This is a genomic window from Commensalibacter sp. M0133 (genome assembly GCF_016101485.1).
In the GTDB taxonomy this organism is placed as follows: Bacteria; Pseudomonadota; Alphaproteobacteria; order Acetobacterales; family Acetobacteraceae; genus Commensalibacter; species Commensalibacter melissae.
The window spans coordinates 125,043-142,410 of record NZ_JACFQI010000003.1 but is presented as its reverse complement, the minus strand read 5'-3'; the positions used below and the strand labels follow the sequence as shown (position 1 = coordinate 142,410).

Here is a 17,368-nt window from a genome sequence, read left to right as displayed (position 1 = left end):
CTTTCCATGAAGGTTACATTCATCCTGGACAATATATAAACACCAGATGTTTTTCCTACATAATCAAGATGAGCTCAATATCATTTCGAAAATATATAAAAATACACTTTGACAAGAAATTGAATTAAAGCTTATTCCACGTATGATAATTATATAACTTGTGACACATATCATTATACCTGGGCATAAAAAAGCAGCCTAAAGGCTGCCCAATAAAAAATTATTAAAACTTTTCCATCTGATTAAACTACTAATTATATACGTTATAATTTTATCATAATATTATTTTTTTTCCAAAGCTTCTTCTAATAAAATAAAAGCTGATAGAACCTGACCCATAGTATAGTTCAAATTCAATTTAAGTAATTGGGATATTTCTTTACATTTCATATTTCCCAAAATAATCATATTCAAAATATCAAGATGATAACGCCCAATTTCTTGCCATATAGATAATAATTTACTGTATGCATCATGTTGTGAAGGTATAGGTTCCCAATTTCCACCACTTATTTTTCCTTCTTTCAACCAATGACTTATACGTGCGTAAATTGAACTGCTCTGTCCGAAAGCTTTTTCACACAAAATGGCATATCGTTCAGCACAATTACGTTGGGTAACACTTATACTACCACGATTCATCATCTCATCATAAACACATTTACGTCGTAATCGTGTAACTTTTTCATTTATATTTTGAGGATCAATACCAACATCAATTATTAGTTTTCCTGAATTATATTGTGCTTCCAGATGATGTTTACGTACAATAAAGGGTAATTTTTTTTTATTAATCCGTTTTTTTATACTTTTTTTCATAAAAGGCCTTCTTTAATCATGATGAAGCCTCTTGATTAATTAATAATTCCTCTTTTATATTATTATCATTCAACAATACTAATATTCCGTTGTGAGAGAAAAGAACAATTTCTGCGCTATAATGATTATTTTTCTGTTCATCGTACCATTTCCGAACTCTTAATTGTCCTTCAATGTATAGCTGATCCCCTTTTTTAATGACAGTTTCAATTTGTTTAATCAAATTTTTACTAAAAACGACAACTTTAAAATACTCAACTTTATTAATTTGTTGAGCTGTACGTCGATTTTCCCAGCTATCATTTACCATTAGGACTAAAGTCGCTATATTATCACCAGATTGGATCATTTTTATTTCTGGATCTTTGGCTAAAATACCAATCAAAACAACTTTATTTATAAAGCCACTCATTTCAGTTCCTATTCATATTAATTCTGCCATTAATGACATATTCTCATAAATTTTATTTAAATTGATGAATGGCTATATATTGTAATTAAACCTTTTATTAATTCTACTACTGTTCCTTTATTCTAATAATAACTAATTCAAATAAAATGTTAATTGTTATTATATATTAAAATTATTTTAGATATATAATACTAAACCATCTTTTAAGAAATAACTGCTTTTCCATATTCATAAATTTTTATTAATATTCATTATTTAAAACAGCACCTTCCTTATCTTTTCAATCAATTAACACTGTTTAAAAAAAAATCAAGCATAAATAATATTTTGATAAATTATTAATTTTTTAATCTATTTTTTAAAATTTTTTATGCAATTATATTCATTACACTAACTAAAATTTTAAATGCATATATAATTTAATTTGCCTTTAAATAGATATTTTATTAATTTTTTATAAATGAAATAATTAATTATTATTTTATATAAAGGATATTAAATGAACTTATCTATTTTAAATCAAGAACAGAAAAATTTCCGTGATGCCATGTCGCAATTAGCTGCAGGTGTTTGCATTATAACTACTAATGGAAATACTGGTCCACACGGGATTACCGCAACATCAGTTTGTTCCATAACCGACACCCCTCCAACAATATTAGTCTGCATCAATAAAAAAAGTAAAGTAAATCAAATATTTAAAGATAATCAAAATATTTGTATCAATATTCTTTCTTCCAAACATCTAGATGCAGCAAAACATTTTGCCGGAATTACAAAAGTTAGTATGCAAGAAAGATTTTTACAAGATGAATGGCAAAAAACTGACAAAAACCCACCATATCTTAATGATGCATTGGTTTATTTGAAAGGTCAAATAAATGAAATTAAAGAATACGGTACACATTCGCTTTTTTTCACAAATATTAATATAATTAATATCAACAATAAAAACGATAATCTCGTTTATTATGATAGAAATTTTTGCTCAACTTCAAAAATATTAGATATAAAATAAATTATATTAATATCATGAAAGATCATAATTTAGCTTCTATTTGATTCATTCATTAAAAATAATTAATATCAATAAGTTATGTAGATCATATCCTATAATTTGAATAATTAAAATCTCTCTATAAAAAATTGCTATCCTTCATCAATTTAAATTGCAATAATGAATAAACGTACGGTATTTTAACCTTTATAATTTATATTCCGGTTAAAATACCACATATAATTAATTAATTAGTATGGTATTATTCTTTAAAAATGAACATAAAAAAGCTGTTATTTAACATTGAAAACATCATAAAAGAAAAAAATATTAGTGAACGCAAGGCATGTATTAATGCTGGTATAAGTCCAGATTTCATTAGAGATATGCGGAGAAATGGTAATTTTCCCAAAGTTGACAAGTTAATCAAGTTAGCAAATTCATTAAATATCAGTATTGACTATTTTCTGAACGCCCTAAATCCACAATCTTCCCCTCCCTCTTTGACTTTAAAAAACCCTTTTATTTCTTTGAAAATAATCTATATCAAAGGAAACATAGAAGCCTGTCAATGGATTCAGAAAGTAGAATGGCCACGATCCGAATGGATTATTTTTCCCGTTCCTGAGAATCCTGAATTTAAAAATACAAATAGCTTTGCCTTGAATATCAGAGATGAATCAATGAATTTGTTATACCCTAAAGGGTCTATAATCATTGCTGTCAACTTTTCTGATTTAGAAAGAGCCCCTAAAGATGGTGAATGTGTTGTTACTATTCGTTATGATAAATTAACAAATTGTTATGAACAAACCCTTAAAATAGTTGAAATAAAAGAAAATGGAAAAATTTTCCTCTGGCCTTATAGTAACAATCCTAATTTTACACACCCTATAATTTTACCACGTTCAAATCCTTTTCACTCAAAAAATAATGTTACACCATCTGTAACAATTCAAAGTCTTGTTATTGGTTGTTATCATAACACTATACAAAGAATAAAATTACAGAATTAAAAGATTTATTTTTGTTAACGATTCGTTTCATTGCATTTGCGGGATTTTTACCAAAAATTGTTGACGACGGTTTTTTTCCCTATAAAATAAAAGCATAACACAAAAAATCATTGTTATATCAATACTTAATTGAAAAACCTTATTTATTTGTTTTCAAAAAGGATATTAATTAAAATGAATCTTTCTTTTCAAATTATTAAAAATTCTGCCAGTAGTCATTTTGCACTTACCGTTCGTCAACTTGCAATCTTATCCTTGGTTTATAACGAAGCGATTGAAGCGAGTATCGATTATTATTCTAAAACATTAAATCTTTCTAAACCTGCTGTAACTAAGGCAATTAACCGTTTAGAAGAATTAAAACTTGTTAAACGTAAACCAGATACACAAGATGGACGTAAAGTAATCGTTTCATCAACATTAATTGGTCAGAATTATATTCAACAAATTCAAACTATACCCTATTCTATGTATCATGCCTGTTAATCCTTAAACATTTAACTATATAATTTTAAACGCATCTTCTTTATCTTTTATAAAAAAATACATTACCGTAAAATATTTCCCCTTTATACTTAAATAAAATATTTTAAAAACGCATATTTAAATCTTATATTTAACTGAAAATGATATATTATTATTTATTATTAAAAAACATTCGATATATTCAAGAATATCATTACAATTATATTTACAAACAATAATCGTTAAATTTGCTGAAAATTTTTGTTGATTGAATTAAAATATAACGTTTTTTGTATTATTAAATTACAATTTATTAGAATTTAATATAAATAATATTTAAAAAAAGTTAATCCGCTATAATGCCTAAATTTGTATAACCCTTAAATTGTAACTGATATGCTGCTTTAATAGCTCTTATCCCAGTCTTACAAATAAATACTATTCGTCGATCGGTCGGAAAATTACTATTTTCTATATTTTCAGGTTTCACCCGAACAACATGGGAATTAACACTGATTGGAGCTTCAATTTCATCCCGTAATTCAACCAAATAATCATCAACTTTGAGACTGTCCCTATCCAATAATGAAATAATTGTTTTTAGTTCAGGTTCTTCCGCATCATTAAAACAAATCTGACCAACTCTCCAGTTAATGCAATCTATATGGAACAAGTTTCCTAATGTCGGTTTGGAAAGCTTTAATATTATATTTATAGCCATTTCTGCCTGAATAGATCCCATAATCGCAACAACAGGTCCCATTACTCCAATATTATTACAATTATTGTTCAAAAACGAAGGTTTTGAAAAAACCGAGCGATAGCTTGGCCCACCACCACAAAAAGCCCCTACATATCCCTGAAATTCCAGAACAGAAGCACTTATAAAGGGAATATTCATTTCATAACATTTATCAGAAAGAAGATACGTCACCATAAAATTATCAGCTGCATCTATAACCAGATCAATTCCACGCATTGCATCAGAAATATATGAAAAACTTAATTTTTGAGCATAAGCCTCAATATGACACTCAGGATTTTGACGATATAAAATATTCTGCATTACCAAAGCTTTATGTTTGCCAAGATCAGATTTAGAGTACATATATTGTCGATGTAAATTAGATTCCTCTACAATATCATGGTCATAAACCCTTATAAAACCTATCCCCGCTGCACTAAGTAATGGTAAAACCGTATTACCCAATCCACCACATCCTACAACTAATAAACGGGCCTTTCTTAATCTCTCCTGACCTTCAATACCAACCTCAGATAACATTATCTGTTTTTTAAACCGTTTTTTCATTAATTGATGACCTTTTTAATCTGTCTTTGCCAAGCATTATAACGATTGATTGGATCTGACGCAGTCTTAATATCTGTTACTACTGCCAAACTATCTGCACCCGCTTTCAAAACATAAGGAATCCGTTCAACTGTTAATCCCCCGATAGCAACCAAAGGAATATTTTTTATTCTCTGTTTCCATCTGTTCAGTTTTGATAACCCTTGCGGGTGCCATTTCATTTTCTTCAATACAGTCGGATAAATTGGTCCCAATGCAATATAGTCAGGGTAAAGCTTCAACGCAATTTCCAACTCTGATCTATCATGTGTGGAAATCCCATATTGAATTCCTGCATTTCGTATTCTGTTAAAATCTGTTTTTAATAAATCTTCTTGTCCTAAATGAACAAAATTTATACCCAATTCTAAAGCCAATTCCCAGTAATCGTTCAAAATCAATTGCGCGCCATAACGTTCACAACAGATTTTTGCTTCCATAATATTTTGCCTCAAATCCGGTTGAGACATATTTTTAATTCGCAATTGAATCAATTTAACCCCAACAGGCAATAATTTTTTAATTAATGAGACAGATTCTGTGACTAAATAAAATTTTTCCATTATAATGATAGATCCGCCAATCCATATGCTGGTGTTGAGGCATAGGCCATATTACGCTTTTCCATTAATCCCGCCTTATATGCTATCCGTCCCGCTAAAATAGCTTTGTTAAAAGCATCCGCCATTAAAATAGGATCTTTTGATTTCGCAATTGCCGTATTTAGTAAAATTGCATCAAAACCTATTTCCATCGCTTCGATTGCTTGACTTGGCGCTCCAATCCCCGCATCAACAATAAGAGGAATATTTTTAAAATATTGACGCATTGTTTTTAATCCTTCAATATTACGCAAACCTTGTCCAGATCCAATCGGTGCCCCCCATGGCATCAAAAGTTGACAACCTGCCTCTAATAACTTTTCACCAACAATTAAATCCTCGGTCGTATAAGGAAAAACCTCAAATCCTTCTTTTGACAAAATCCTGGCAGCTTCAACTGTTGCAAAAGGATCTGGTTGTAAAGTATCCGCATGACCGATAATTTCCAGCTTAATCCAGTTTGTTTCAAAAACTTCACGTGCCATCTGCGCTGTTGTCACGGCCTCTTTCACGGTATGGCAACCTGCCGTGTTTGGCAGAAACCTTTTTTTTGTTTTTGCTATTAACTGACGAAATTCAGAACCTCCCACCCCTTCCCTGCGTAAACTGACAGTTATAATTTCTGCCTCTGAAGCATGAATGGCTTGTATCAAGATATCTGGCGAAGGGTAACCGGCAGTACCCAATAACAATCTTGAATGAAGATTTTGATTATAAAATTGCACAACTAACCTCCCTGCATTGGTGATACAACTTCGATTTTCATATTTTCCTGCAGCTGGGTCTCCTCATAACGTGCCCGAGGAATAAAATTTCCGTCGATCGCACTGGCAACACAAGATACATCCATATTTTTTTCCTTCAGCAAATCTGCCAAAGTCTTTACCTGTGTTGTAATGAATTCGCCATTTAAATATAACTTCATTTTCATTATCCCAAAATTTTCTTCACAAAATCTAATGCCAGAACCGGAGCAAGTAAAAAACCATGTCGATACATGCCATTAATATAAAATTTACCATCCTGTTCAATAATCTGTGGAATATTATCAGGAAAGGAGGGTCTGCATCCTGTTCCTGTTTCTATAATCCTTGCTTCAGCAAAGGCTGGATGAATTGCATATACTGAACTCAGCATTTCTATCAGGGCCCTAGCACTTATGGGACTATCATCATTGCTTTCCACCATTGTTGCCCCTACCATAAATCGGCCATTTGCCCGAGGTACAAGATAACAGGGAAACCGCGGATGCAATAAACGAATTGGACGTAAAAAATTAACTTCGTGGCATTCAAAAATTAGCATTTCACCACGAACAGCCCGTAAATTTTTTAATGAACTGGTTGCCGCCATACCAGTGCAGTCAATGATCTTTCCTTTGGGCGAACCCGTATGAAAACTAACACCCTTATTTTTTAAATTTTCTTTTAGTTCCTGCAAGGCCAAGCGAGGATCGATAAAGGCCTCAGAAGGAAAAAACAGTCCCTCAGAAAAACGACCCTTCAAATCTTTTTCTATCTTACCTGGATCAACCCATTCATGACAAATGGTCATATTGGCAAACCGTCTTAATTCAGACATATCTCGAGGCGGCGCAATGACAATGGTTCCGGTTTTTTTTACATTGCTGACATGATTATCCCACCACTCAACAGATAATTGTCCATTTTTTACGACAATATCTGGCGCACTTTCCCCTTCACAAAATGGTGCCAACATACCGCCAGCAAAATATGATGCGGCCTGAATATTTGGATTTTCAACAACCTCTAGTTTTTCACCCTTTTCACATAAAACTGTTGCAATACACAATCCTGTAACACCACTACCAAGAATAGACCAAGCCATTTATCCTACCTTATATAAATTGATCTCATAATCAATATTCAACTGATTATCATATGAAATGGATAAATAGAAAAGGAACAAGAAAGTGAATATGAACAATAATTAAAAAATTTTTATTATTATTAAATATTATTAAATTTTTATAAAATAATAATATTAATTATATAATTATAAATTGAAAATTATAACACATAATTATAACAAAAAACAAAATATATACTTTAAAACTATTGATAGTAAAAATAAAATATCCAAATATCACATGTCATTAGATTATCAAATTTAAGAATATTCAACTCAATGTAACATTTTTTATTTGGAAATTATCATGAACCGTCTACAAATCACAGAAAAAATAATTCAAACCAAAATTATTAAAGACATTAAATGGTCTTTTGTTGCCGAAACCTTAGGATTAAGTAAGGAATATGTTACAGCCGCTTGTCTCGGGCAAATGCCTTTAAATAAAGAACAGGCCGTTCTGATCGCTTCTATTTTTGATCTAACAGAGGAGGAAACCAATTGGTTGACCGTTCCACCCAATAGAGGAAGTCTTCCAACTGCCATTCCTTCTGATCCAACAATATATCGTTTTTATGAACTAATTAATGTATATGGATCAGCCATCAAGGAACTTATTCACGAAGAATTTGGAGATGGTATAATGAGCGCCATTGATTTTTCAATGAATATAACCAGAGAACCTAATCCCAATGGGGATCGTGTTAATATTCAACTTAGCGGTAAATTCTTACCTTATAAAAAATACTAGATTTTTCAAAAATATCAGTATTATACTATAAATGATCCTTTATCCATCTATCGAGGATCATTTTTCATTAATTTAAATCAATATTTTAATTGATCTTTTATTCGTTGCCGATCCATTCTATATAAAATTCTTTGATTGGCACTGCCTCGAAAAGACAATTGCAAATCCCGTTGACTGATCTGAAATGGACCGTCAATCAAAATATCAGTCAATTCCAATAGATGGATAATTAAAGGATTGCATTTTCCCAGTTCCAATAATCGTTCATACGTATAACCCGTATAGGTAACCAGCGTTTTTCCTGTTTTCTTTACAATATTGGCAAGTAAAACAAGACTTTCCACCTGCAAAAACGGTTCCCCACCCGAAAACGTCATGCCTGATAAAAGTGGATTATTCAAAAAGTCATTGATAATTTCTTGAATAGAAATTTCATAACCACTGTTTAGTGCATGTGTTTCAGGATTATGGCATCCGAAACATTGATGAGGGCAACCCTGGGTGAAAACAACATACCTCAACCCAGGCCCATCCACGATAGATTCTGCTTCTATACCACTGATACGCAGTTTAGCTACAGCCATGCTTGACACGATCTTTTTCTTCAGCACGTTTGGCATTATTAAAACGGTCCAATGTACCAACCAAATATCCCGTTATACGGCGTGTCCTGGCGAAACTTATATCTTTTCCCACCATTTTGAAATTTTTTTGAACATGTTCTATAGGTTTAACCATATTGCATTTGCCCATTATTAACCCTTTCTAATTATAATCTGGAACATTCGAATAAATCTGTCTTAATTCGTTCAGTTTAGCGATACTGACCGCCTCACCATCTTTACGCCCGCAACGTGGACATTCATTATCAATAACACCAACATATCCACAAACAGGATCTCTATCTAAAGGATGATTAATCGCCCCATAACCAATTCCAGATTGTTTCATGTAACGGATAATTATTTCAAACGCATCCAAATTTTTACATATATCACCATCAAGTTCGATATAGGTTATGTGACCACCATTGGTTAATTCATGATAGGGTGCTTCAAGTCCAATTTTTTCATGCGCTTTTACTGGATAATAAACAGGAACATGAAAAGAATTCGTATAATAATCCCGATCTGTCACTCCAGATATGACACCATATTTTTCACGATCCATAAGGACAAAACGGCCACTTAGACCCTCGGCAGGCGTGGCAATCAATGAAAAATTAAGTTTTGTTCTTTTTGCCGCCTCATCTGTTTTTTTACGCATATGACTGACAATTTTTAGCCCTAACTCCTGCGCAACCTCGCTTTCCCCGTGATGAAAACCCACCAAAGCTTTCAGGGTTTCAGCCAAACCAATAAAACCAACCGTTAAAGTGCCATGCTTTAGAACTTCAGCAACTTCATCATTTTCTGATAAATTTTCTGAATCGATCCATATCCCTTGTCCCATTAAAAAAGGGTAATTTTTTACTTTCTTACGACACTGAATTTGAAACCGATGTATAAGTTGACGAAAAGATAGATGAATCATTTCATCGAGCAACTGAAAAAATAAATCTGTATTACCTTTTGCCTTCAGGGCTAGCCGGGGCAAATTGATTGACGTAAAGCTTAAATTTCCACGACCACATATTGTTTGTCTGTCCGGATCATAAACATTTCCCAAAACACGTGTACGACATCCCATATATGCAACTTCCGTTTTATAATCACCCTGTTTATAAAACACTTTATTAAAGGGAGCATCGATAAAACTGAAATTTGGAAAAAGACGTAAAGCGGACGTTTCCATCGCCAATTTGAATAGATCATAGTTTTTATCTATCGGATTAAAATTGATTCCTTCCTTTACTTTAAAAATCTGGACAGGGAAAATAGGTGTCTCACCATTACCGAGCCCCGCTTTCGTTGCCAGCAGAAGATTTCGAATAGCCATGCGACCTTCTTCAGAAGTATCCGTTCCATAATTAATTGAACTAAAGGGAACCTGTGCCCCAGCACGTGAATTCATTGTGTTCAGATTATGTATAAACGCTTCCATCGCCTGATAAGTGCGTCTCTCTGTTGTACCGAGCGCTTTTTTACATGCAAAGTTATAAGCTTTCCTTATTATTTCTAAATCAACACCCAAATTCCCAAGTTGATATAATTTTTCTCCATAAGATTCTAAAAATTGAAGGCCAATAACACCTATCCGATGCTCAACCTGATCTTGAAAAACATCAATTTCCACACTTCCCAATTGTGTTTCAATTTGCAAAAAAATTGAAAAAACCTTCCAAAATTCTTGTCTGAATGTTTTTTTAACTCCATCCGCCATTGCATAATCAAAGTTGGGAACACTTTGCCCTCCATGCATTTCATTTTGATTGGCCTGAATGGCAATACAGGCAAGCGCTGAATAACTCTCGATTGAATTAGGTTCTCTTAAATAACCATGCCCCGTTGAAAAACCTTTTTTGAACAATTTAATCAAATCAATCTGACAACATGTTTCGGTCAACATGTAAAAATCCTTGTCATGAATATGAATGTCACCATTCTGATGGGCATGTGCAATTTCTTCAGGCAATATGTATTGATCTATAAAGAATTTTGATCCTTCGGAACCGTATTTCAACATTGTGCCCATAGCGGTATCCCCATCAATATTCGCATTTTCCCGCTTAATATCTTCATCCTGGGCCGCTGTAAAAGTCAATTTCTTGTAAATATCCATCAATCCAGTTTCATTTGAGAACACCGGATCAGGTTTCTGAATGCTTAGAACAGGCTTCATCGCAATTTTGACACCTTCATCACGTGTTAACATATTCCAAACAACTCCCTGGTATTTATTTTACTCTACAGTTAATCAATTCCTATTTTGCGGGATCGAAACTAAAAATTCAAACAGGCTTATTTTGCATATTCAAGTCTATCGAATTCACTTGAAAAATAACTCAAAAAACAATTGAACCATTTTATATAAATATTTTCGAAACCTTTCTTTAATACTATATATTGTATGTAAAAATTTTTAAAGAACTATTTATAGATATTTTTTATTAAATTATCTATTTTTGCTTGACTGTTGAATTTCATTTTATCCTATCCATCTGATCTATTTGAAACCTCTGCCAAAGCGACTAAATATTGAAAATTTATTCATTCATTTGACCTAGACACATGGATAAAATTTTCCAAATATATATAATCCTGGCTAGATCCAACCTCATTTTATACATCATTATATCTATTGATTATTATCCTTAAGAGACCGTTCATGAATTTATCAGCTGTCATATCTGGTTTCCTTACAACCGCCAGTCTGATTATGGCAATTGGTGCGCAAAATGCCTTTATACTGCGACAGGGATTGCAACAGAATTTTATTGGCTTAATCATCATTATCTGTTCCCTGTCCGATATTTTACTGATTTCATCAGGCATTGCAGGAATAGGCAAGATTGTTCAAACCTGTCCTCAACTGCTTCAATTCTTCCGTTATGGAGGGGCATTGTTTTTGGCTGCCTATGGTTTAATGGCGGCCAAAAGAGCTCTGTCAACCGTTGAAACCCTAAATCCGACAAAAGAAAAGACAGCAAGCCGAAATAAAACAATATTGACCTGTTTGGCGTTTACCTTTTTAAATCCGCATGTTTATTTAGATACAATGATTCTGATCGGCAGCATTTCAACACGTTTTGCAGGTATTGGCAAATGGTTCTTTGGCATGGGGGCCTGTATGGCAAGTGTCACCTGGTTTACATTGCTTGGATATGGTGCAAAGTTTTTACAACCCTTTTTTCAAAATCCCCTGACCTGGAAATTGCTTGAGGGATTTATTGCATTGCTTATGTTTTTCTTGAGCTATATGTTAATTTTTCATTCAACAAACTGATAAATCCAGAAATCTGATTGGTCACATTAAAAACCGTAATTCATTTGATATAAATGATAAAACACTTATTAATTTAACGAAATAGCATTATAATGTAACTGTATCATAATATAAGGAATTCAATTATGCTAAGAAAACTGGAAAAACTTATTTTATTTACTTTATTTGTTCTATTGGTTTACCGACTGGGCAAGGCCACAATTACATTGTCACAAAAGGAGAATGGCTGGTCCTTTGATATTGATTTTAAAACACATCCATTAGTTCAGAAATAAACTCTTGATCTATTAATTCGTTGGGAAAGTTCAAATCATGACCAAAAATAAAACTTCTAAAGTAGATAAATTTGCCCCCTCAAAAAAAACCGACAACATGCCCAATAATAATAAAAATGATAAGCTGATTCCTGACAAACCTTTGGTTGACAAAATCAACAAAAAAAATAAATAGATTTGATTAAATACAAATAAAGTCATCTTGTTTTATTCCCTTTATTTGTATTTAAAATTGATCAAAAATAAATTATTTTATTCCTTAATAATATGTTTTTTTAATTGTTAAATTAATAAAAAAATAAGATTATAAGTTGGATATTTATCATACTTCAAACAAATTTATATCAAAAAAATCCTTTAAAAATTATAACTACCACGGATTTGAACCATGGCCAACTCTCAAATTGAATGGACAGATACCACCTGGAATCCTGTAGCAGGTTGCTCAATAATAAAATCTGGATGCCTGAATTGTTATGCCATGGAAATGTCAAGGTGACTTGAAGCGATGGGTGTTGAAAAATACCGTGGACTGTTAAAAAAAACAAATCATAAAATGATATGGAACGGTATAATCAGGGAAGACAAACAAACTCTTTCTCTTCCATATAAATGGAAAAAACCTCGTAAAATATTTGTTAATTCCATGAGTGATTTATTCCATTCCGGTGTTAGTGACAATTTTATTCATCAAATTTGGAAAGTCATGGAGGATACACCACGTCATTTCTATCAAATTCTGACAAAACGTCCTCAAAGAATGGCTGATTTCGTTACGAAACTAAATAGAGTATTACCTAATGTATGGCTAGGAACAAGTGTAGAGAACCAAGAGGTCACTGATCGCATTGAACATCTTCGTGGTGCTCCCGCAATTGTTAGATTCATCTCTTTTGAACCCCTGATAGGTTCTGTTGGGAATATCAATCTCAATAATATTCATTGGGCCATTGTTGGAGGAGAAAGTGGCTCTTCTGCCCGCCCAATAAAAGAGGAATGGATCGATGATATTTACGATGCTTGTCGCATTTATAATACCGCCTTTATAATACCGCCTTTTTCTTCAAGCAATGGGGACGATGGGGAAAGGATAATAAGAAACGCTCGAAAAAAGCCAATGGACGGAAATACAAGGGTGCTGTATGGAATGAACTTCCAATCGCTTACAATATATAATATTTATTTTTTTCTTAATCGTACAACTTGTTCGATAATTTCTTTTTTTTCAATAAGACGCTTTTCTACTTCTTGTTGATGTTTGATTATTTGCTTGTCAGTTTCTTTCATTTCATCAATTACTTTGGAAACGAATATTTTAACAAATTTTTTTTCATTATCATAACTTTTTCTTGTCATATTATATTAATATTTTTATCAAGAAAGTACAAGATATTACAATAAGCAAATGCATATAAAAGCGATGGGATTTTATATAAAATCAAAAAATTATATATTTAACTAACCATGTTAAAATAGTACTATTATAAAATTTTTATTTTAATATTTTAATCATTATCGTTTGTAATCATTTTCAATTTTACTTTTATAGATTTTTATGTTTTTTTAACAAAATTAAAGAGTTTTCAAAATATTTCTAAAAATTGTGCATTCATAAAATAATTTTTTAAAGAAAGGTTCGATTTTTAATGTCTAACTTACGAAGTAATGATATCAACTCAGCAATTTTAACAATTAATAATATCAACTCAGCAATTAATACTATCAACTCAGCTTTACAGAATTTAATTAAAAAAAAAGTAAATATACAAGCTGATGTAACTAAGGCTAGAGATAGCAGGAATTTTCTGTTTAAACAAATTAATAATTTTTCACAAAATAATTCTTCAATGCTTGAATTTGCGAAAAAATATGACACAAGTTTTGGTTCTTTTTCAAGAAGGACAAAAATTGACCCCCTTGATGATATCGACTTAATGATAGGGCTAAATGGACATCTATTTAAATATTTTTTTAAAAGTTATGAATACGTAACACTTCGTCCAAAAGATATTTTTAATCTGGGTACATGGAATAATTTTATAGATAAAAATAACAGTGGAAATTTACATCTTAATTCTAGAAAAGTCCTTAAAGAATTAAAAAGAAATTTACAAAAAGTTCCTCATTATGAAAAAGCAGAAATAAATCTGCATAAACAAGCTATCACCCTAAAATTAAATAGTTATCCATGGACGTTTGATATTGTTCCATGCTTTTATAACTTAAAAGATAATTATTATTTTATTCCTAATGGAAATGGTCATTGGATGTTAACCAATCCCAAAACAGATCAGGATTTTATTACAAATATCAACCAAAATTGTTCGGGGAAATTACTAGAAATAATTCGTCTTTTTAAATATTGGAACAAACAAAATTACAACCGTTTCCCTTCATATTTACTTGAAATAATGATCGCTAATTTCTTTAAATACAATTATGTTCCTTATAACAATACCTATGATTTCTTTTTTAACGGATTATATTATCTTCAAGAAAATATTGGGCAACGAGTTAAAAATTCTAAAGACTTTGAAGGAAATATAAACTCTTTAGATTCTTCCAAGATAAAATTGATTAAAGAAACTATAGAAAAACATATGAATATTCTGTTTTATGCGCTCTTCTCACCCAATCAAGATGATATCAAATCTTCTTTAATAGAGATATTTTAAAATGACGCCTCAGATTTCAAATTGTGATCTTAATGAAAAACAAAATAGTGATAGGTTTATTGAATATCTTACGGCTCAAAGACAAGCCTATACTTACGCAAAACGGTATTTTCTTGGCTCAATATTTTTTAATCTTATTATTCCGATAGCCCTAGGATTGCTGAATATATGGTGTTCTCAAGAGCATTCATATTGTTTACAGTATTTAATGATACTATCATACTTATACAGTATTTATTTAGAAAATAAATCTCAAAATTACATAAATACAGGCGCTTCTGTCCAACAAATTTTTGATACAAAACTCTTTGAAATTGAAAATAGGTACCAAAATTATATCTCTAAAGATACGATAATAAAGCTTAATGAAAAATCAAATAAAAATCCACAAAAAAAAGAACTACTAAAAAATTGGTACCTTCCTTTTACCAATGAGAATTATCAATATCCATTTTCCATATTAAAATGCCAGCAACAAAATTTATGTTGGACTTTAAACTCAAATATACAATATACAAACATATTGGTAGGCATAATAATATTTTTAGGTTCTTTCATTATCGTATTACCTTGCATATCTTCTGCTCATCACAATAATAATCTAGAATGGAGTTGTATTATAACATTGTTAAAAATTATCACGAATCTTTTGACAAAACATAATAAAACCATAAAAACAATTGAAGAAATACAAAAAAAATATTATGAATATTTAGAAAAACCTGAACAAATAAATTTGACTAAAAAAGAAATATTTTCAAAAATTACTGAAATACAAGATTGTATTTATAATCTTAGAAAAGATTCACCTGCCATTCCTGATTGTATCTATAATTTTTCCAGAGAAAAAGAAGAAAAAATATCAGAAGAAAGATTAAAAAACAATTAATCTCACTTCCCCCGCCATATCCTGACAATCGCGCAGATGGCGTGAATGACCATGCTTAACGGTATGCAGATCGCTATGACAGGAATGACCCATGGATCATGAATCTTGATCCATTCACAATTGTTCAGCCACCACCATTTGCAAAACTCATAGACTGTATTCATGATCCCTTATCACCCCCGCCAGTATCCTTGCCAGGGTGTAAAGGTTCACCAGAGCGAATGTTCCCCAGGCAACAATGCCAAAATGCCAGTGTCTCTCGTAGACAAGCATGTTCAGCACCCCCCATATGAAAAGGGATGCCGCCAGAAAAGAGGCCACACCCCTTCCCCTGAAACTCCCGCACATCAATGAAACAAGCTGCAGTGTCCCTGTAAGTATGAATGACCCTTCCCAAATACAGGCAGGAAGGATCGCCCTGAATCCATTGACGAATGAATAGTGAAAGATGCTGCCGGCCATGAAATATGCAAGGGCATACATTCCCGTCATGACCAGCAGTATCGAGCTCCACCACTCACCCGGGCAATGGTTACGGTGTTTTTGGTGTCGCCTGTTTTCCATTGGTGCCATCCCCGTTCTTTCCATCTTTTCCCGCCTGCCTGTCTGGCAGCCTGAAAGAGGCCAGAAGATGAATGAAAGACCACAGACCGTGCAATCCGCTTTTTGGATCAGGCTCTTTCCAGAACCGTATGACAAGGGTGCACAGGGTCACGATGAAAGTGACAACCGCGACAACATCACCCGCCACATTACTGGGCAGGACATTGATGATATATTGTAGAAGCTCGGTAAAAAAATCCATCTGTTCTCTCCTTTTCTATGGACATAAAAAAACCACCCTAGCGGTGGCTGGTATCTCTGGTGTTCTGGCAGGCAATGATCATGTCACGCAGGCTTTTGTAATCCAGCAGGTAACGGATGATCTCGCTGTCAGGTTTTAACGCCTTGATCTCGCTGGAAAGCTTTTCCTGTGACTGGGTCCTGTAATCCCTCAATGGCGGGCATTCAATCCGGTAGACAGCACGTGGCGATGACGAGCATGCCGCAAGAAAAACCGTCGCGAATAAAATAATGGGTTTCATCAGAATTGCCCTTTCTCCAGCACATCTTCCAATTCCTCCATGTTTTCAGGTGAATGATTGGCTGCCTGCTGCATTGCCTGAACAGTCTGAAGGGTCTGCCGGTCATTTTTGATGACTTCATCCTGTGTCCTGATCAGGTTGTTCCTATTCGCGGTCCTTCGACCTGTCAGGTAAAGCAGTCCCGCCATGATCCACCCTTTCCCTTTCCATAAAAAAGAGCATACGGACTTGATAATGAATATGATATTTTCCATCTGTGTTTCCTTTTCCAGACATA

The 17,368-nt window shown here is 32.6% G+C and carries 22 protein-coding genes and 3 pseudogenes; 11 read left to right on the top strand and 14 right to left on the bottom strand.

The features are described from left to right. Positions 1–282: 282 nt before the first annotated feature. Both H3T46_RS07210 and ssb read right to left on the bottom strand, forming a co-directional pair. Positions 283–819: a hypothetical protein gene (locus H3T46_RS07210; RefSeq protein WP_155567767.1), complete on the bottom strand. Its 537-nt coding sequence runs from the start codon at positions 817–819 to the stop codon at positions 283–285. A 16-nt stretch (positions 820–835) separates the two neighbouring features. Further along, positions 836–1,231: a single-stranded DNA-binding protein gene (gene ssb, locus H3T46_RS07205; RefSeq protein WP_110439458.1), complete on the bottom strand. Its 396-nt coding sequence runs from the start codon at positions 1,229–1,231 to the stop codon at positions 836–838. A 499-nt stretch (positions 1,232–1,730) separates the two neighbouring features. Between ssb and H3T46_RS07200 the strand changes: the two genes are divergently transcribed. The 3 genes from H3T46_RS07200 (at position 1,731) to H3T46_RS07190 (ending at position 3,730) form a co-directional block, all read left to right on the top strand. Further along, positions 1,731–2,249, top strand: a complete 519-nt coding sequence (locus H3T46_RS07200; protein WP_198198024.1) for a flavin reductase — start codon at positions 1,731–1,733, stop codon at positions 2,247–2,249. A 254-nt stretch (positions 2,250–2,503) separates the two neighbouring features. Further along, positions 2,504–3,244, top strand: a complete 741-nt coding sequence (locus H3T46_RS07195; RefSeq protein ID WP_198198026.1) for a LexA family transcriptional regulator — start codon at positions 2,504–2,506, stop codon at positions 3,242–3,244. Positions 3,245–3,418: 174 nt separating this feature from the next. Then, positions 3,419–3,730, top strand: coding sequence for a MarR family winged helix-turn-helix transcriptional regulator (locus H3T46_RS07190; protein WP_198198028.1), 312 nt, complete (start codon positions 3,419–3,421; stop codon positions 3,728–3,730). 325 nt (positions 3,731–4,055) lie between these two features. Here the strand turns inward: H3T46_RS07190 and H3T46_RS07185 are convergent, their stop codons facing one another. From H3T46_RS07185 to H3T46_RS07165, 5 genes are read right to left on the bottom strand one after another with little or no spacing between them, the layout of a single operon-like run. Further along, positions 4,056–5,021, bottom strand: coding sequence for a HesA/MoeB/ThiF family protein (locus H3T46_RS07185; protein WP_198198030.1), 966 nt, complete (start codon positions 5,019–5,021; stop codon positions 4,056–4,058). After that, positions 5,021–5,623 (bottom strand): thiamine phosphate synthase, encoded by a 603-nt coding sequence (locus H3T46_RS07180; protein ID WP_232350025.1) that lies wholly within the window; start codon positions 5,621–5,623, stop codon positions 5,021–5,023. The genes H3T46_RS07185 and H3T46_RS07180 overlap by 1 nt, the downstream gene beginning before the upstream one ends. Further along, positions 5,623–6,387: a thiazole synthase gene (locus H3T46_RS07175; protein ID WP_198193926.1), complete on the bottom strand. Its 765-nt coding sequence runs from the start codon at positions 6,385–6,387 to the stop codon at positions 5,623–5,625. Before H3T46_RS07175 ends, H3T46_RS07180 begins: the two co-directional genes overlap by 1 nt. A 2-nt stretch (positions 6,388–6,389) precedes the next feature. After that, entirely contained in the window at positions 6,390–6,587 is a 198-nt protein-coding gene (gene thiS / locus H3T46_RS07170) for a sulfur carrier protein ThiS (protein ID WP_155565035.1), read from the bottom strand. A 5-nt stretch (positions 6,588–6,592) separates the two neighbouring features. Then, complete coding sequence (locus tag H3T46_RS07165; protein ID WP_198198032.1) at positions 6,593–7,510, bottom strand: FAD-dependent oxidoreductase; 918 nt, start codon at positions 7,508–7,510, stop codon at positions 6,593–6,595. A 328-nt stretch (positions 7,511–7,838) separates the two neighbouring features. Here H3T46_RS07165 and cynS point away from each other — a divergent pair, with 328 nt between their 5' ends. Continuing rightward, the gene (gene cynS, locus H3T46_RS07160; protein WP_198198034.1) at positions 7,839–8,282 is read left to right on the top strand and encodes a cyanase; all 444 of its coding nucleotides are present in this window, start codon (positions 7,839–7,841) and stop codon (positions 8,280–8,282) included. Between the two features lie 77 nt (positions 8,283–8,359). Here cynS and nrdG read toward each other — a convergent pair whose 3' ends face one another. From nrdG to H3T46_RS07145, 3 genes and pseudogenes are all read right to left on the bottom strand, one after another. Continuing rightward, positions 8,360–8,866 carry an anaerobic ribonucleoside-triphosphate reductase activating protein gene (gene nrdG / locus H3T46_RS07155; RefSeq protein ID WP_198193923.1) on the bottom strand — a complete coding sequence of 169 codons (507 nt, stop codon included), beginning with the start codon at positions 8,864–8,866 and terminating at the stop codon, positions 8,360–8,362. Continuing rightward, positions 8,853–9,020 carry an anaerobic ribonucleoside-triphosphate reductase gene (gene nrdD / locus H3T46_RS07150; RefSeq protein WP_155580118.1) on the bottom strand — a complete coding sequence of 56 codons (168 nt, stop codon included), beginning with the start codon at positions 9,018–9,020 and terminating at the stop codon, positions 8,853–8,855. Before nrdD ends, nrdG begins: the two co-directional genes overlap by 14 nt. Positions 9,021–9,047: 27 nt before the next feature. Beyond that, positions 9,048–11,102 (bottom strand): annotated as a pseudogene (locus H3T46_RS07145) (anaerobic ribonucleoside triphosphate reductase); the annotation flags it as partial. 447 nt (positions 11,103–11,549) lie between these two features. Here H3T46_RS07145 and H3T46_RS07140 point away from each other — a divergent pair. The 7 genes and pseudogenes from H3T46_RS07140 to H3T46_RS07110 all read left to right on the top strand — a co-directional run bounded on the left by H3T46_RS07140 (position 11,550) and on the right by H3T46_RS07110 (position 16,006). After that, positions 11,550–12,167 (top strand): LysE/ArgO family amino acid transporter, encoded by a 618-nt coding sequence (locus tag H3T46_RS07140; protein ID WP_198198037.1) that lies wholly within the window; start codon positions 11,550–11,552, stop codon positions 12,165–12,167. Between the two features lie 125 nt (positions 12,168–12,292). Continuing rightward, on the top strand, positions 12,293–12,442 hold the full coding sequence (locus H3T46_RS07135; protein ID WP_155566442.1) for a hypothetical protein: 150 nt from the start codon (positions 12,293–12,295) through the stop codon (positions 12,440–12,442). Between the two features lie 37 nt (positions 12,443–12,479). After that, positions 12,480–12,617 carry a hypothetical protein gene (locus H3T46_RS07130; protein WP_162988543.1) on the top strand — a complete coding sequence of 46 codons (138 nt, stop codon included), beginning with the start codon at positions 12,480–12,482 and terminating at the stop codon, positions 12,615–12,617. A gap of 213 nt (positions 12,618–12,830) precedes the next feature. Beyond that, positions 12,831–13,511, top strand: a pseudogene (locus H3T46_RS07120) (DUF5131 family protein); the annotation flags it as partial. A gap of 29 nt (positions 13,512–13,540) precedes the next feature. Next, positions 13,541–13,618, top strand: a pseudogene (locus H3T46_RS09035) (hypothetical protein); the annotation flags it as partial. Positions 13,619–14,088: 470 nt separating this feature from the next. Further along, entirely contained in the window at positions 14,089–15,117 is a 1,029-nt protein-coding gene (locus H3T46_RS07115) for an SMODS domain-containing nucleotidyltransferase (RefSeq protein ID WP_198198043.1), read from the top strand. Between the two features lies 1 nt (position 15,118). Continuing rightward, positions 15,119–16,006 (top strand): S-4TM family putative pore-forming effector, encoded by an 888-nt coding sequence (locus H3T46_RS07110; RefSeq protein ID WP_198198045.1) that lies wholly within the window; start codon positions 15,119–15,121, stop codon positions 16,004–16,006. A 2-nt stretch (positions 16,007–16,008) separates the two neighbouring features. On the opposite strand, the gene H3T46_RS07105 is transcribed toward H3T46_RS07110, so the two are convergent. The 4 genes from H3T46_RS07105 to H3T46_RS07090 form a co-directional block, all read right to left on the bottom strand. Next, complete coding sequence (locus H3T46_RS07105) at positions 16,009–16,170, bottom strand: hypothetical protein (RefSeq protein WP_198198047.1); 162 nt, start codon at positions 16,168–16,170, stop codon at positions 16,009–16,011. Next, positions 16,167–16,520: a hypothetical protein gene (locus H3T46_RS07100; protein ID WP_198198049.1), complete on the bottom strand. Its 354-nt coding sequence runs from the start codon at positions 16,518–16,520 to the stop codon at positions 16,167–16,169. The genes H3T46_RS07105 and H3T46_RS07100 overlap by 4 nt, the downstream gene beginning before the upstream one ends. A gap of 18 nt (positions 16,521–16,538) precedes the next feature. Next, complete coding sequence (locus tag H3T46_RS07095; protein ID WP_198198051.1) at positions 16,539–16,811, bottom strand: hypothetical protein; 273 nt, start codon at positions 16,809–16,811, stop codon at positions 16,539–16,541. Between the two features lie 279 nt (positions 16,812–17,090). Further along, entirely contained in the window at positions 17,091–17,345 is a 255-nt protein-coding gene (locus H3T46_RS07090; protein ID WP_198198053.1) for a hypothetical protein, read from the bottom strand. Between the last annotated feature and the right edge of the window lie 23 nt (positions 17,346–17,368).

What these genes read in the sequence shown, in the direction of transcription:
- H3T46_RS07095 (WP_198198051.1), bottom strand. Translation starts at nt 16,811, where the DNA reads ATGGATTTTTTTACCGAGCTTCTACAATATATCATCAATGTCCTGCCC.
- H3T46_RS07130 (WP_162988543.1), top strand. Translation starts at nt 12,480, where the DNA reads ATGACCAAAAATAAAACTTCTAAAGTAGATAAATTTGCCCCCTCAAAA.
- H3T46_RS07140 (WP_198198037.1), top strand. Translation starts at nt 11,550, where the DNA reads ATGAATTTATCAGCTGTCATATCTGGTTTCCTTACAACCGCCAGTCTG.
- ssb (WP_110439458.1), bottom strand. Translation starts at nt 1,231, where the DNA reads ATGAGTGGCTTTATAAATAAAGTTGTTTTGATTGGTATTTTAGCCAAA.
- H3T46_RS07190 (WP_198198028.1), top strand. Translation starts at nt 3,419, where the DNA reads ATGAATCTTTCTTTTCAAATTATTAAAAATTCTGCCAGTAGTCATTTT.
- cynS (WP_198198034.1), top strand. Translation starts at nt 7,839, where the DNA reads ATGAACCGTCTACAAATCACAGAAAAAATAATTCAAACCAAAATTATT.
- H3T46_RS07110 (WP_198198045.1), top strand. Translation starts at nt 15,119, where the DNA reads ATGACGCCTCAGATTTCAAATTGTGATCTTAATGAAAAACAAAATAGT.
- H3T46_RS07210 (WP_155567767.1), bottom strand. Translation starts at nt 819, where the DNA reads ATGAAAAAAAGTATAAAAAAACGGATTAATAAAAAAAAATTACCCTTT.
- H3T46_RS07115 (WP_198198043.1), top strand. Translation starts at nt 14,089, where the DNA reads ATGTCTAACTTACGAAGTAATGATATCAACTCAGCAATTTTAACAATT.
- nrdD (WP_155580118.1), bottom strand. Translation starts at nt 9,020, where the DNA reads ATGGTTAAACCTATAGAACATGTTCAAAAAAATTTCAAAATGGTGGGA.
- H3T46_RS07135 (WP_155566442.1), top strand. Translation starts at nt 12,293, where the DNA reads ATGCTAAGAAAACTGGAAAAACTTATTTTATTTACTTTATTTGTTCTA.
- H3T46_RS07090 (WP_198198053.1), bottom strand. Translation starts at nt 17,345, where the DNA reads ATGGAAAATATCATATTCATTATCAAGTCCGTATGCTCTTTTTTATGG.
- thiS (WP_155565035.1), bottom strand. Translation starts at nt 6,587, where the DNA reads ATGAAGTTATATTTAAATGGCGAATTCATTACAACACAGGTAAAGACT.
- nrdG (WP_198193923.1), bottom strand. Translation starts at nt 8,866, where the DNA reads ATGGCTGTAGCTAAACTGCGTATCAGTGGTATAGAAGCAGAATCTATC.
- H3T46_RS07200 (WP_198198024.1), top strand. Translation starts at nt 1,731, where the DNA reads ATGAACTTATCTATTTTAAATCAAGAACAGAAAAATTTCCGTGATGCC.
- H3T46_RS07165 (WP_198198032.1), bottom strand. Translation starts at nt 7,510, where the DNA reads ATGGCTTGGTCTATTCTTGGTAGTGGTGTTACAGGATTGTGTATTGCA.
- H3T46_RS07185 (WP_198198030.1), bottom strand. Translation starts at nt 5,021, where the DNA reads ATGAAAAAACGGTTTAAAAAACAGATAATGTTATCTGAGGTTGGTATT.
- H3T46_RS07105 (WP_198198047.1), bottom strand. Translation starts at nt 16,170, where the DNA reads ATGAATACAGTCTATGAGTTTTGCAAATGGTGGTGGCTGAACAATTGT.
- H3T46_RS07195 (WP_198198026.1), top strand. Translation starts at nt 2,504, where the DNA reads ATGAACATAAAAAAGCTGTTATTTAACATTGAAAACATCATAAAAGAA.
- H3T46_RS07180 (WP_232350025.1), bottom strand. Translation starts at nt 5,623, where the DNA reads ATGGAAAAATTTTATTTAGTCACAGAATCTGTCTCATTAATTAAAAAA.